Origin of the sequence: Roseovarius nubinhibens ISM, assembly GCF_000152625.1 — a bacterium.
GTDB classification, from domain to species: domain Bacteria; phylum Pseudomonadota; class Alphaproteobacteria; order Rhodobacterales; family Rhodobacteraceae; genus Roseovarius; species Roseovarius nubinhibens.
Genome location: NZ_CH724157.1, coordinates 81953 through 96653 on the forward strand (window position 1 = coordinate 81953; position 14701 = coordinate 96653).

At 61.2% G+C, this 14701-nt stretch carries 11 protein-coding genes and 1 pseudogene; all 12 read left to right on the forward strand.

What is annotated here, in order from left to right; all coding sequences use genetic code 11:
* Positions 1-66 precede the first annotated feature (66 nt).
* Complete coding sequence (locus tag ISM_RS17545; protein WP_009815528.1) at positions 67-369, forward strand: hypothetical protein; 303 nt, start codon at positions 67-69, stop codon at positions 367-369.
* A gap of 124 nt (positions 370-493) precedes the next feature.
* Entirely contained in the window at positions 494-1222 is a 729-nt protein-coding gene (locus ISM_RS17550; RefSeq protein WP_009815529.1) for a DUF736 family protein, read from the forward strand.
* A 155-nt stretch (positions 1223-1377) separates the two neighbouring features.
* Complete coding sequence (locus ISM_RS17555; RefSeq protein WP_242649945.1) at positions 1378-1914, forward strand: hypothetical protein; 537 nt, start codon at positions 1378-1380, stop codon at positions 1912-1914.
* A gap of 129 nt (positions 1915-2043) precedes the next feature.
* The gene (locus ISM_RS17560; RefSeq protein ID WP_090210822.1) at positions 2044-2643 is read left to right on the forward strand and encodes a rhomboid family intramembrane serine protease; all 600 of its coding nucleotides are present in this window, start codon (positions 2044-2046) and stop codon (positions 2641-2643) included.
* A gap of 249 nt (positions 2644-2892) precedes the next feature.
* Entirely contained in the window at positions 2893-3897 is a 1005-nt protein-coding gene (locus ISM_RS17565) for an AAA family ATPase (protein WP_009815532.1), read from the forward strand.
* Between the two features lie 3 nt (positions 3898-3900).
* Complete coding sequence (locus ISM_RS18115) at positions 3901-6390, forward strand: S8 family peptidase (protein ID WP_040618657.1); 2490 nt, start codon at positions 3901-3903, stop codon at positions 6388-6390.
* A gap of 643 nt (positions 6391-7033) precedes the next feature.
* On the forward strand, positions 7034-7963 hold the full coding sequence (locus tag ISM_RS17575; RefSeq protein WP_009815534.1) for a DUF2493 domain-containing protein: 930 nt from the start codon (positions 7034-7036) through the stop codon (positions 7961-7963).
* A gap of 131 nt (positions 7964-8094) precedes the next feature.
* Positions 8095-9111, forward strand: coding sequence for a nucleotidyltransferase family protein (locus tag ISM_RS17580; RefSeq protein WP_009815535.1), 1017 nt, complete (start codon positions 8095-8097; stop codon positions 9109-9111).
* A gap of 540 nt (positions 9112-9651) precedes the next feature.
* Positions 9652-9858, forward strand: coding sequence for a hypothetical protein (locus ISM_RS17585; RefSeq protein WP_007120662.1), 207 nt, complete (start codon positions 9652-9654; stop codon positions 9856-9858).
* 563 nt (positions 9859-10421) lie between these two features.
* Positions 10422-11015 (forward strand): transposase, encoded by a 594-nt coding sequence (locus ISM_RS17590; protein WP_009815536.1) that lies wholly within the window; start codon positions 10422-10424, stop codon positions 11013-11015.
* Positions 11002-13335 (forward strand): relaxase/mobilization nuclease domain-containing protein, encoded by a 2334-nt coding sequence (locus tag ISM_RS17595; protein WP_009815537.1) that lies wholly within the window; start codon positions 11002-11004, stop codon positions 13333-13335. The genes ISM_RS17590 and ISM_RS17595 overlap by 14 nt, the downstream gene beginning before the upstream one ends.
* Positions 13336-13343: 8 nt before the next feature.
* Positions 13344-14701: pseudogene (locus tag ISM_RS17600) on the forward strand (type IV secretory system conjugative DNA transfer family protein); the annotation flags it as partial.

Consider the following 14701-nt stretch of genomic DNA (forward strand, 5'->3'; position numbering starts at 1 on the left):
GGAAGCCCGGTTGGAAGATCGGGCTTCTTGCGTCGTTTACCCACCATTCTACTTGAGGAGGGTCACATGACACTCGATGAAATCAAAGCCGCGGTCGATGCCGGGCAGACCGTGCATTGGGCCAATACCGGCTACGTTGTCCACAAGGACCGGCTCGGTCAGTACCTGATCAGCTTTCTGCCGAACGGCAGCTGCATCGGCCTGACCGACCGAAGCGGGCACCGGTTGAACGGCAAAGAGGCGGAGTTCTTCGTCGCGCGATCGAAGGACGATGCGGAAAATCCGGGCAGCCAATCAAGACCAGACGGGCAGGGGAGGGGCGTAGCACCCGGAGGCGCGGGGGCATTCCCACTCGGACGGCAGCTCTGACCCGTGGGCGGGGCTGAAAGGAAAGCAGGCTTTCTGATTTGTGATCCCTCAAGGGGTCGAGAAAGCAATCCCGGATGCGTTGGCAAAAACGTCAGGCACCGGCCAATCCAAAAGGAACCATCCCATGTTCGCAGGAACCCTCACCCGCAATGTCGAGACCGCAGCCGCCGAGTACACCGGCATGATCCACTCGACGCGCTTTGACATCGCCATCCAGTTGGAGGCGCGGGCCAAGATGTCCGCGCGCAGCCCGGATTTTGACGTGACGGCAGTCAACAAATCAGGCCGCAAGGTGCGCATCGGCACGGCCTGGAACGAGACCGGCAATACCAGCGGCAACCCCTACATCTCGATGCAGATCGATGTCGGCTTGGGTCCGTTCCGGGTCAACGCGGTGCAGACGAAAGAGGCGCGCGCGGCCCAGAGCGGCGAATTCGAGATCATCCCGCTGGTCTCGAACGGCCTGATGAAATCCGGCTCGATCTCGGGCGAGCTCACCGCGATGAACGCTGACAACGCCTTCACCGGCTACATCGCCAACATGATGTTCGATCTGGAGTTCATGCTGATTGAGAACGGCTACAAGACCGAGGAGACCCACCCCGACTATCGGATCGAGGTCAGCTCGCCCCGGGGCACGCCGATCCGCGTTGGCTCGGCCTGGATGGCCAAAAGCAGCCGCACGGGCAATGACTACCTGTCGCTTATGATCAACACGCCCGATGGCGACCTGCGCGTCAACGCCGTCCAGAACGAAGAGCAGCGCGGCGGCCAGACCTTCTCGATCATCCCGTTCATCGACAGCGGCGATCAGGCGCAGGACGCGAGCGTGGGGCTCTCCTTGGTCGCCTAATCGGCGAGCGAGGGGGAGACGATCTGAGCCCAAAGGGGAGCCGTGGGACCACGGTTCCCCTTTTTCCATGTCTGGCTGCACGACGCACACATCTGCTTGCGATCTGCTGAATATGATATACGATAATATATTATTGAATGGTCGAGGGTGGGCACATGGTAGCGAGACTGGGAAAAGCTCCGTGGTTCGAGAGCTTTGATGTAGACGCAGAGGTTGAAGAGCTTCTTGCTCATATCGAGCGTTGCACTGGATTTGCGCTGCCTGAACGACAGCGTGATGTCATCATGACCCATGCAATGGCAAAGCTCGACAGGACAAGGCAGGCATATCTGGAGGCCAAGGCGGCGGGAAAGCCGGTGTCCACATCGCGGCGTGCGTATCTGACCGACCTCCAGGACACGATCTTCATGGCGATCCCGGAAGAGAACCTCGCGCGGATGCCCCTGAGCGAGCAGGTTCTGAACGATCCATCATTTTACGCGGACGCCATGCACCGTGCCGCTGCGATCAGCGAGGATGAGCTATTCATGGCGCTGTCCTCTTCGCTGAAAGACATGACAGTCCAAGACGCCCGCGCGTTCGTCTCCAAACTTTGGCACGGCACGATTGACGACAATGCCCGCAAATATGCCGAAGCGTTGAAGCGCCCCGAGCGTGAAATCATGCCGCGGCGGCCTGGGAACACCGTTTAAGATCGGAGCCATTCTCTTGGCTTGAGCCCTACCGAGGTTGGCCGCCGCGCCCCCCTTTCCCGGAGGTGGCACCCTGTGCTGCGCGCGAAAACCATTGAAGGCGCTGTGGTGACGTCTACTGTCGCCAACATGATGAACCGGGATCACATGCGCGTCTTCTTTGGGCGCACCGCGGCGCTTGTCGCCTTTGTAGCGCTGCTCTGGGCGGTCCAGGTCGTCAATTGGATCTTCGGTTACGGTTTGAACCCGGCCTTCGGCCTGATCCCCCGGCATGTCAGCGGATTGGATGGTGTCATCGCCATGCCCCTCCTGCATGGAAGCTTCGCGCACCTGATGGCCAATACGCCGCCGCTCCTGGTGATGGGTGGGCTGCTGGTGGCTACGACCACGCGGGCCTTGCTGGCGGTGAACGCCGTGGTGATCGGCCTCGGCGGCGGTCTTGTCTGGCTGTTCGGAAGCTCGGCCATCCATATCGGCGCGTCAGGGCTCGTCTTCGGCTGGTATGGCTTCCTCGTCGCGCGCGGCCTCGTGGATCGCTCCCCGATCACGCTGGGCGCGGCACTGGTGGTCGGTGTCCTCTATGGCTCCCTTCTCTGGGGCGTTTTTCCAGGCCAACCCAGCGTCTCGTGGGAGGCGCATCTCTTCGGCGCCATCGCGGGCGCGGGCGCTGCGTTCCTAATCCGAACGCATGTACATGCGCCGCGCCTCGGCGGCGTCGATCTGGACTGAAGCCGTACGCCAGACGTGGTCGGCCCCAACCGGACCTTCATCATTGACCGTCATGCTGCGTTGCGGAACGTCTTAGCTGACTTTTTTCGCCAGAGGCGTTACGCTCACACTGTCGCGTTTTTGCTTGGGGTGCCGAATTCCCGTCGACAAATCAGCGAGGATTTGCGATCTTCGCACAAAATCGAGACGGTCCGACAGACTAACCCGTTGGGAAAAAGGAAATCGTCGCAAGCACCAAGGGTCTGGAGCATGTCCAACGCAAAGCAGATACTGGCTATGCTCCAGAGCAAGGCGGACGGTGACGACGAGCATTTCTATTCAATTGCGTTGCAGGTTGCCGCCGCAGAGGCCCGGCAAGGGCGTCGTACACTCGCAGAAGACCTGAGGGCCGCTGTAGACAAGGCGCGGGAGAAGGCGGCGTCGGGCCAAACCGTCGCCGTGCCTTTCGCGTCCCCGCGTGGTGATCTTGCCGACTTGATCGAGATGCGCCCGCCGCGCTTCGATCTTGAAAGCGTCGTCATGAACGCCTCGTTGCGTGCGCGGCTGGATGACGTTGTCTTGCAACAGCACAAGCGTGACTGGCTCCGCGAACATGGCAAGACGCCCAACCGGCGTGTTCTCTTCGTCGGACCACCGGGTTCGGGCAAGACGATGTCGGCGGAAGCCTTGGCTGGTGAGTTGCGGTTGCCGTTGTTCGTAATCCGCCTAGAAAGCCTGATCACGCGCTTCATGGGTGAGACTGCCGCCAAGTTGAGGCTCGTTTTTGACGAAACCGCCCGTCACCGGGGGGTATATCTCTTTGACGAATTCGATGCTGTCGGAGGAAATCGAGGCGCGACGAATGACGTTGCCGAGATGCGCCGCGTGTTGAACTCTTTCCTGCAATTCATGGAAGAGCCGAATTCCACGGACAGCGTGATCATTGGCGCAACGAATTATCCAGACCTGCTCGACCCGGCTCTGTTGCGCCGGTTCGATCTGGTTATGGAATTCTGTCCGCCCACTGACGAAGAAATCCGCACGATCATCAAGTTCAATCTGCGGCCAATGAAATTCCCCAACCTGAAGTGGAAGAGCATTCTTGCATCGGCCCAAGGGTTGAGCCAGTCTGAGATTGCCCGCGCAACAGAAGACGCGGTGAAAAGCGCAATCTTGGCTGAGCGGAAGAACGTGACATCGGACGATCTGCTGCGCAGGCTGAATGACAGGCGAGAAATGCGAGAGGCGTTTCGACCTTCGGCAGTGAACAAGTAGTAGATGGCATCCAAGTACTCCTTACCGCATATCAACATCGAAAGCAGACGGGAGCGCGCGGACTTCAAGTCCACCAATGAGCGTTTTCCCGGAAGCCCTCCTCCTCGGGACCGCCAGAAGCATGGCGCAATGCTCCGAGGGCAGTTCTCGCAGGCAGCAAACGACTTTGAGCAAGATCGTCCGCGCGATGAACGGGTATCTCCCGCTGCTGGTGTCTATTTGGAAGTCGAGCTTAGACCGAACGCCAGCCCGGATAGTCTGGAGAGGAAGAAAAGCCATCTGAAACCGGCTTCTGCAAAGCTGGGAGCTGCCGATACTCGGATCGTTGGCCTGTTTGTTCCTGAAGACGCAAAGCCGGTACTTGAAAGCATTCTGGCCGACTACCAGTCGGGCGAACTGACTGAAAAAGGTCAAAACCCGCCATACAAGTCATTCGTTGAACCGATTGAGGCCATCCGAAAGGCCCGTCTCGAAACCTTCTGGACAGATGATCTGGAAGCGCTGCCGCAAGACCCCAACGATACGATCTGGTGGGAGGTGTGGTGCATCAAGTCGGCAGAGAATGCTCTCGATGCTTTGGCTGAAAAGCTCGATGCACGATGCGCTCCGAAGGAACAGCGTTTGGTGTTTCCAGAACACGTGGTTGTTCCCGTTCTTGCCGCGCGCGCTACCATCGAGTTGATGCTATTTGCGCGGTTTTCAATCACAGAACTTCGACGAGCCACGGATACTCCGCATTTCTTCATTGATGACCTAAATCCTGATGAACAGTTTGAATGGACCGACGATCTTGCGGGCCGGATCGAATGGCCCGGTGCAGAGGTTCCAGCGATTTGCCTTTTGGACAGTGGCGTCAATCGTGCGCATAGTTTGATTGAACCAGCTCTTTCACCCGCTGACCTATACAGTATTCGTCCGGAATGGGGGGTAGACGATACTGGTCCGCGTCCTGGCCATGGGACTCAAATGGCTGGGATCGCTCTGCATGGCGACCTCGTGCCGAAGCTAGCTGATAAAAACCAGGTTAAACTGGCCCATAGACTAGAGAGTGTAAAAATCCTTCCGCCTCCGGGAATGGGAAAGCCCGAAGAGCGCTTCTACGGTCCGATCACGAAGTCTGCCGTCAGCCTTGCGGAAATCGGGCGACCAGAACGCGGCCGCGTTTTCTGCATGGCGGTTACCAATGAAGACATCTCAGGGACACAGCCTTCAACATGGAGCGCGGCGCTTGATCAAGAAGCGGCGGGCGTCACAATGGACGACAAAAGGGCACCCAGACGCCTTATTGTTGTTTCCGCAGGTAATGCACCCAACCCGATCATGTTTGACGAGGTGCAACCCTCGGACACTTATCCGATTGAGGACCCGGCACAAGCTTGGAATGTCGTAACCGTCGGTGGCTACACTGACAAAATCCACATTGCCGAACCTGAATTGGCCGACCATTCGCCGCTTGCCGAAGCGGGCGACCTTAGCCCTTTCACGAGGACTTCGACGCTATGGACGACAGGGCGCAATAGGCCGATAAAACCCGACATTGTCATGGAAGCTGGAAACCGCGCTGTGGATGCTTCCCGAACCACCGTTGTCGATACAACCTCTCTTTCGGTCGCAACCTCTGGTCCCGAAGTTGACCGGCGTCCGTTGGTACCGTTTCGTGCTACAAGCGCGGCAACAGCCGAAGCTGCGCGACTGGCGTGCCGCTTGATGGCGGCCAAGCCTGAATACTGGCCGGAGACTATCCGTGCCTTAATGGTCCACGGTGCCGAGTGGACAGAAAAGATGCGATTTGCGCTAGACCCCTTAGGGAAAACCGACGCTGCAAAGCTGTTGCGGCACTTCGGATACGGCGTACCCACGTATGAGCGGGCAATTGCTTCAGCTGAGAACCATCTCGCTCTGGTGGCGCAGTCCGAAATCCAACCCTATGGCGTCTCGGGTTTCAAAGACTGCCACTACTACGACTTGCCCTGGCCGCGACAGGCATTTGAAGCGCTAGGGGATGAGGAGGTCAGACTGAAGATCACCTTGTCATACTTTGTTGATCCAAACCCGGGAGCGTTGGCGTCGCTCGATCCATATCGGTATCAGTCGTTCGGCTTGCGGTTCGACTTGAAACGCCGGATGGAAAGCACTGATGAATTCAAAAAGAGGGTGAATGTCGAAGAGCGAGCAGACCCACGACGCAAGCCCCCCACGCAATCGGACACCGACAATTGGCGCTTTCCTGATGGCACGCCGTCCGGATCGCTGCACTGTAACGAATGGAAAGGGCCAGCCGCGTGGCTCTTGGCGCGAAATATTCTCTGCATAAAGCCGGTCGGTGGTTGGTGGAAGAACCGCGCGGATACTGCCACACGTCAGCAAAAGACACGATATGCGTTGGTGGTGTCAGTCAAGACCGCAAGAGAAGACGTGACCTTGCACACAGATATCAACTCGATCATTTTCGGCACCGTGCCGGTTTCCCAAGATATTGAAATAGGAACATGAATTCTGTCCTGCCTCTCGTCGGCTTCCCACCCTCAGATCGAATGCGTGGAAAAGCAATCTGTGGAATTTGCAGCGGCGTCGCCCCTACATCAATCTTGGTCTGAGCCTTGCGGCCTCCCCAGCTCGGCTTCGCGTGTCGCAGGGGAGAACGGCCCTTCGGTCCGTCGCGCATTCGGCCATGCGGCCTCACCGCGGCGTCGTACCCGGCATCCCGGTTTGCCCGCCTCGCGAGCACGTTCCTCCCTGGCCGCTCCGCCGGATTGCGCTCTGGTCTGTTTTGCGGGGCAAAACGATCCCTCCGCTTCATCCGTCTCCCGCGTCCGGTCGGGCCGTTTGCCTGCTCGGGTCGGGCAAACCTACCGTCAATACACACACACATGAGCGTGGAAGCATATCCTCCGGATGGCCCCCAAATCAGCCCGCGTCAAGGATCGCAAAACTTTTCGGCGAGGGCGGGGTCTGTGGCGTTGGGCGGTCCCGTGCGTGAGCGCGGGCCTGTGTCGGGTGCTGCGCTCGGAAAACTTTTGCGCCCGGCAAGCCGGCGGCTGCGCCGTCCCTGACCCGGGCAGATTTGGAAACCAGGCATTCGGCCATGCCCCCACACTCACGTGGTGGCTCCACAACCGAATACTGGAGACCAGACATGGCTTACGACACCGCTAACACCTATGAGACCATCGAACTTTTCGGACTGACCGAGAAGGACGCGCAGCTGCCGATCCCCGAGGATCACATCCTGACCGACCACATCATCCGCGAGAGCTTCGAGGCTTTGCTCGGGCAGCTGCGCGGGACCGGCCTCGAAGCGGAAATCGAACCGCTGGCCCATGGGCTCGCGACGATCCTGCAGCGCCGCAAGGTGGCACTCGGCAAGGAGGTCGATCGCACCGCCGACAAGATCGGCGCGCTGGCAAAATCCCACGACGGATCGGAGATCGCCGAGACCGCGCTCGAAGAGGCGCAGGCCCGCTTTCTGCAGCTGCGCGAGATCGTCGGCGCAATCGAGGTGATGAGCGAGGCCGCAGCGGAATGCTACGAGATCGAGACGGGCCACGCCTTCATCCCGGCAGCCGGATCGCGCGCAAGCGTCCGGGCGCAGGAGACCGGGGCGGTCTTCGAGGCGCGGCAGCTCCTGGAGCAGCACGACCGCGAGACTGCCGAGAAATCGAAAGTCGAGGGGGTGCCCCTGATCGTCTCGGGCGCCACCGACTGGACCGATGTCGATGTGATCTTCAACACGCTCGACAAGGTTCGCGAGCGGATCAAGCAGAACCGCAACCAGGAGATCTTCCTCTGCCACAAGGGTGGCAAGCACGGGGCCGAGATGATCGCAGCCCGGTGGGCGCGCGCGCGAGGTGTCGCGCAGGCGCGCTTCGACCCGCGCTGGTCTGCACACGGTCGGGCGGCACCGTTCAAGTGCAACGACGAGATGCTGGACGACAAGTTCGCGGCGACGGGGGTTGTACTCTTCGGCGGCAACGGGGTCGCGCTGAACCTCGGGCAGAAGGCGGAAGCAAAAGGCCTGACAGTTATGCGGGTTGCTGACCCGGCGAAGAAGACTGCGGAGACGTGAGTTGCGAGGGTCGCCTTCGGGCGGCCTTTTCGTTGTTTCTCATGCGTGTGGCGGGGCCCAAATTGCTTTGCCTAGCATTTTCTTGTTTTGATAGGTATATGTGTGCCAAGCAAAACTTGGAAATGATAGGCATGACCCCACTCAGCAGCATCGCGATGAGCGCCTATACCGACCTGGTGCGTCTTCTGAAGGACGACGCCTTGTCCGGTGTCGAAGGCAAGCCCACGCTCAAGGAGCGTGGGGATAAGGCCTATTGGTATGCCGCGCGCCGTGTCGGGACGGAGATGCGGTTCATCTATATCGGCGAAGACAGCGACGAGACGCGCGCGCGCATCGACCGGATCGAAGAGCTGCGCGCAACGGCCAAGGATCGGCAGGCGGAACGGTCGCGGCTTGTTCGGCTCTTGCGTGCGGAAGGCATGACGCCCACCGACCGGGCCACCGGGTCCATCCTGTCGGCCATGGCTGCAGCCGGTACCTTTCGCTTGGGTGGCACCATCGTCGGAACCAATGCATTTCGCCTCTATGAAGGTGAGCTTGGTATCCGTCTGCCAATTGGCGGTATGGCCAATACTGGCGACATCGACATCGCGCAGTTCGAGAAGCTCAGTGTTGCGTTGCAGGATCAGGTTGACCCGGGTCTGGCCGAGACCTTCTCGGCGCTCAAATTTGAACCCTTACCGGCTCTTGACCAAGGCCGGACCTGGCGATGGGCGCAAGGCGGCAGTGGCCAGTTGGTCGAGTTTCTCACGCCGGCGTTCGGAGATGAGACCATCCGTGATCTGCCAGCATTGGGCGTGAACGCCCAAGGATTGAACTATCTCAACTTCCTGATCGCTGAGCCGATCCACGCGGCGGCGATCTATAGATCCGGCGTTCTGGTGCAGGTGCCCCGCCCGGAGCGTTATGCAGTCCACAAACTGATCATTGCCGACCGGCGCCGCGATGGGGCAGGGAGCCTGAAATCCGCGAAGGACCGCGAGCAGGCGGCTTTCCTTGTCGAAGCGATGGCCGAGGACCGGCCCGATGATCTGGCTCGGGCCTATGCCACCGCAATGGAGGTTGGGCCGCGCTGGCGGGAGCATATTGAAAACTCGCTGAAGCGAATGCCTGATACCAGGGGGATGCTCGACAACTTGGGCGCGTGATGGCCATAACGGGGTCGTCTTCGGGCGGTCCTTTCGTCATATCTCATGGCGCGTGCGATCGGTCACACTTGATCTGCATCTCACGGCGTCCAGCACCGTCATCCCTCTACCCAGCACGTCAGAGTTCGGCCCATCCGCATCGGTTCGGGCAGCGGGATGGTGCGCACCTAGCACATCGTCAGCAGCGCAAGATGCGAGGGGTCGAGACGTCGCACATGAGGCTGAAGACCTGCACAACCCTCGGGTGGTGTTTCGAAACATCGCATCCACGCGGGCGGGCTCCGTCAGCTTCTCGGCCAGGCTTGGCGGGACGCGGACGCGGATGGTGGCGGCTGCGTGATGGCAAGGGTCATCCGGATCACTCCTTTTTGCTCATAGATGTGGATCGCACGGGGTCGGCCCAATCGTGCCCTCAGCTCACGCTTCGGCAAGCACAAATACGGCTTCCACGGCGGAGCCGCGGACCCTCCGCATTTGCGCTTGCGACCGGGCCTCTTGCCCCGTGCTGGGTGATCCCCATCGCAACAAGGAGTAACCCAAATGACCAACCACTACGTCGCCACCGTCCCCGTCAAGTTCACCGACACCGATGGCCAGGAGCGCACCCGTTTTCAGCGCGTGGGTGCGATGTTCCGCAACACCCGCAACGGGGACGGATCGGAGTTCTTCAGCCTCAAGCTCGACTTTCCCGTCGCGGTCTCGGAGCTGGTGATGTTCCCACCGAGCGCGAAAGATCCCCAGGACTAAATCCTCTCACGAGGATGGGCCGCCCCGAGACGATCTTGGGGCGGCCTGATCCCCGTTCCAGGGATGCCGTCACCGGCGCGTGTGATCGCCTACAGCGACCTCCTCTTGGTGCCGATAGCCGCGCCCTCAAAGGACGATCGCAGGCCGGAATGATCATGCCGCGACAGACCGGCCAGTCAGCCTCAAGGGGGCCATCCACAAAAACCTATCGGCCAGGGCCTCCCGGTTTTTGCGGCAGAGATTTGGCAAGCCAAATCTGGCCCTCCTTGACCCTGCCTGTCCGCCCTGTCGGAGGGGTTTGCGCCCGCCCGCGGTTCCGTCCGAACACATGGGTGTTCGGCCAGACCCTCGGGCGGTGCTGGGGAAGGGGACCCAATGGACAGGTGGGGTTCTTGTTGGCGAGGGGGCAGGCCCGCGTCCCTGCGGGCCGCGGCGTGAAGCGGACACCAAGGCTGCCTGAGACTGAATGCAACGTAAGTATATAATTGACAGCATGGTATATTATCGTAAGGTGGGGGCAGCCTTGGTGGAAGGTGGCAGGAAATAGGGGGTCTTTCTTCCGCATGTCCCGAACAAAACGCCTGACAGAGATCGAGAAGATGCAGATCGTCCGCGAGGCCGCGGAGGGTGTGTCGACGTCTGAGCTGGCTGAGCGTTTCGAGGTCACATCGCGGGCTGTGCGCTACGTCCTGAAAGCCGATGCGGAGCGCCAGACGGATGCCGCGATCCCGGTCTCGGCGGTCAGTGTGAAGGTCACGGCTGCGGAGCTTGAGGCGCTCGACGCGGTGTTGGCGAAGGCCGGGATCGAGAGCCGGGCCGAGGGACTGCGGCGGCTCATTCAGGCGGCAGGCGGGGTGTTCGTTCCGGACGCGCAGATGGCGGTCGAGATGGCGCGCTACCGCGCCTCGCTGCACGAGGTTGGCAATGGGGTCGCGCAGATCGCCAAGCAAATGACGCGGGCCAACCGGATGGGGCAGGGGGCTGACGGTGGCACGCGTGCCGAGTTCTCCGAACTGCGCCTCGCGCAGATGCGGGGCTTGGCGCGGTTCATCCTCGATTCCGCTGACGAGATCGATTTGCTTCTACGCCGCCGTCGGGACGCGATGCAGCTGGAGGCCACGGCCGCGCTGAGGGAGTTTGCCCATGCGGCTGAATGATGCGGTTGACGCGGTCACCGGCGAGGTCTTTCGGGACGGCTGGAGCCGGATCCGGGGCTCGATGCAGGGGCTGCATGTCGCCAAGCAGAGCCAGCTTGTGCGCGCGGCAGCCGGGCACCGGCCGGCGGTCTTCAAGGCGATCCGGGGCGGGGGCACGCATACCAAATCGCAGCTGATGAACCAGCTCGAGTACCTCACCACCAAGTCCACCCATATCGTGGACAGTAGCGGGTTCCTGGATGGCAAGACGAAGCTCGAGGCGCGTGACATCAAGGATCTGACCGAGCGCTTTGCCAAGCGGTGGGATGCGGGCTTCAAGCCGAAGCTAGGGCAGACAACCCATATGCTCATGTCCTTTCCCATCGGCACGCGCGGCGAGGATGTGCGCGACATCGCGACGGATGTGGCCGAGCGGTTCTTCCAGAGTGACGCGGGGCATTTCGACTACATCATCGCGGTGCATGAAGACCGCGATCACCCGCATGCGCATCTGGTGTTGAATCGCCGCTCGCAGGAAGGCGAGTTCTTTTTCCTCGGGCGCAACCATCGCTTCAACTATGACGACTTCCGCCTCGCCATGGTCGAGGAGGCGGAGAAGTACGGTGTGCGGCTGGAGGCCACGCGGCGGGTGGATCGCGGGGTTGTACATTACCCAGCCCGGACCAGCGAGATCTACGCCGCGAAAGAAGAGGGGCGCGCGCCCCGCGAGCGCGAACGCGTGGGCTCCGACCTGACGCGGACGCTGGCGGAGATCGCCAATACCAGAACTGTCTACCACTCGCTTGCTGCGGAGGCTTCGCGCGAGGCCCGCGAGGATATTGCCGCAGCCCTCTTTCGCGCGGGCGAGGTGCTGGCGCGGGGCGGGCAGGTGGATCGAACAGGAGATGTCTATATGGCCGAGGATCAGAGTTTCGAGGATCTGAGAAGCCTCTATGCGGAGAAGCTTGCGCGGGTGCAGGGCATGATCGCCGAGAAGCCTGACGCGGAACGTCCTGTGCTGGAAAAACGCCTCATCGAGATCCAGACGCAGGTCCAGCACATGCAGCCTCTCGGTTTGCGATCATCCACGCTGTCAGAGGCTCCTTCGGAAGGCGGGGTCTATTCCAAGGCGAACATCCAGGAGAACCAGTTGGAGCGCCTCACTGAGCCGCGCCTGCGCTCACGGATCGATGCTGCTCTGCGGGGCACGGGTATCAGCACATCGGAAGTGGTGGCGCGGATCGAGACCGGGGCCTCCAATGCAGCGCTCGAGCATCAATGGATCGCCGATGATCTCTCCAAGGTGGCCGAGGCGCGCGATCTGAACCTCGAACGCCGCGCTGATCTGGACCAGGCGCGCGACATTCTCAACGATGTCCATGTCAACCTTGGCACGCTTTTGGAACGTGAGAACGTGCTGCGTCGGGATGGTGTCGTGGAAGCTGAAGCGGTCAGTGAGCGTTTCCACTATCACGATGACGCGGTCCGGATGATGGAAGGGACAATCCGTCAAGAAATGCGCGCAGACGGCCTGACCGCGCAGCAGATCGAGGACCGGGACTGGGAGGTTGTCTCAAAGGCGGAGCGCCGGATCGAGACGGAGCAGCGCGCATATCTCGAAGCACATCCGGACCTGCTCGCACGCCCTGGCGATGTGATCGACCGGTCTGAACCCTACAGGGAGACCATCACCGATGCGGCCCGCGCCAGCGAGATAACCCGCGAGGTCGACCGGATCATGGAGGCACGCGACGTCCGCAGGCCCGTTGCAGATGCTGTCGCGGATGACTTGCGCGCGCGCTATCCGGACATGCCGTCCCATCTGGCCCGTGGGCTCGGCGCGACCTACGCGGCCGTCGTCGAGATCCGGGACACGGAGGCCATCAATCAGGTTCGCCGCGACAACGAGTTGCGCGAGGGGCTTGGGGTTGGTGCGCGCGACGCACTCCTCGCAGCCCGCGGTGAAACGGCGCCGCAGACAGACCGTACCGGCCGTGTCCCAGAGGAGATTGCACGTGTCCTTGATCATGAACGGGCGGGGCAGTTGTCCGCGCCCTTCGAGACCGAGGCGGAGCGGGACGCCTTCCGAACCGAGATCGCGCGGGAGCTTGATGACCGTCAACTTGAGCGGCTCACATCTGGCGATGCCGATGCGCTGGACAAGGTCCTCGAGGATCGCCTCGATCGGCTCTATGTCGCCAAGGTCTACCTGCAATCCGATGCCGCGACCGCCAATACCGAGGCCCTGCGTCAGGTGGTCGATGATCTCGCCGACGCCGAATACGAAAAACACCGCGCCACTGAGGTGGATGGCGAGACCGAGCGGGGACAGGTCCATTGAGCGCCTCCATGGGAAAGGCGCGGATCGCGACCGGTGTGCTTCTCGTTACGCTGGTGACCGGGGCCATTGGCTATACCATTGCCTCGGCGGTGCTGACATACCAGGACCTTGGCTTCGGGGCCGAGATCGACTTCGCTTATATCGCGCAGAACTATCTTGCGATCCTCAATCGCCGCCCGGAGGATGCCCAACTCATCCACCTGATCATCGGCAGCTTCGCCGCCGCCGGCATGATGCTGAGCCTCGCCCTCTCAGGGTCCGCGCTGACACGGTTTGGTCAGACCCATTGGCAGAGCGCGCGTGAGATGAAGGCCAACGGGTTCTTCGGCGCACCCGGGACCGGGTTCATCCTGGGCAAACTCGGCACTCCGAAGTCCCGAGCAAAATACATCTGCTCGAAAGTCTTCCCTCACGCACTGATCGTGGCGCCCACGGGCCGCGGCAAGACCACGGGCTTCGTCATTCCGAACCTGCTGACCTGGCAAGGCTCTGCCGTGACGCTCGATGTGAAGGGCGAGTGTTTCGAGGCCACGGCCCGCCACCGCGCGGCACAAGGCGACAAGGTCTATCGCTTTGCCCCCACCGATTGGGAGGACAAGCGCACGCATCGCTACAATCCTCTGCTGCGCATCGCCGAGCTGAAGGATCCCGCGCGCCAGCAAATGGAATTGCAGCTCCTGGCGACGCTCTTCCTGCAGAGCGACAATGACCGGGTGCAGGGGCTGCTCAAGGGCGGGATCGATCTCTTTGTGGCGGCGGGGCTTTTGGCCTTCCAGCGCAAGCGCCCGACCTTGGGCGAGATCTACCGCATCGCGGCCTCGGGCGGGAACAAGCAGAAAGAGTATTTCGCGCGGGGTCATGAGGTGGAGAACAGGGCCGCCAAGCTGATCTTCACGCGGCTGGCCTCGACCAACAACGATACGCTGACCTCTTATGTCTCGCTTCTGATGACCTCGGGGCTCGACCAATGGCAGAACCCGGCGATTGATGAGGCGACGGCGGTGTCGGATTTTGATTTCCGGACGATCCGCAAAAAGCCCTTCTCGGTCTATCTCGTGGTCCAGCCGCTAATGGTGAAGCCGCTCGCGCCGCTGATCCGGCTGTTTTTCTCCGACCTCCTTTCCGCCATGCAGGAAAAAGATCCCGGGCCCGACGAGCCGTGGCCCGTGATGATCATGCTCGACGAGTTCAACCGTCTCGGAAAAATGCCCATCGTGGTCGAAAGCATCGAGACCCTGCGCACTTATCGAGGTCACCTTGCCGTGGTCACTCAAACCATCACCGCCCTCGATGAAATCTACGGCGAGAACACCCGCCGCGCCTGCAGGGCAACGCGGGCGTGAAGCTTACCTGACGCCCTCGGATG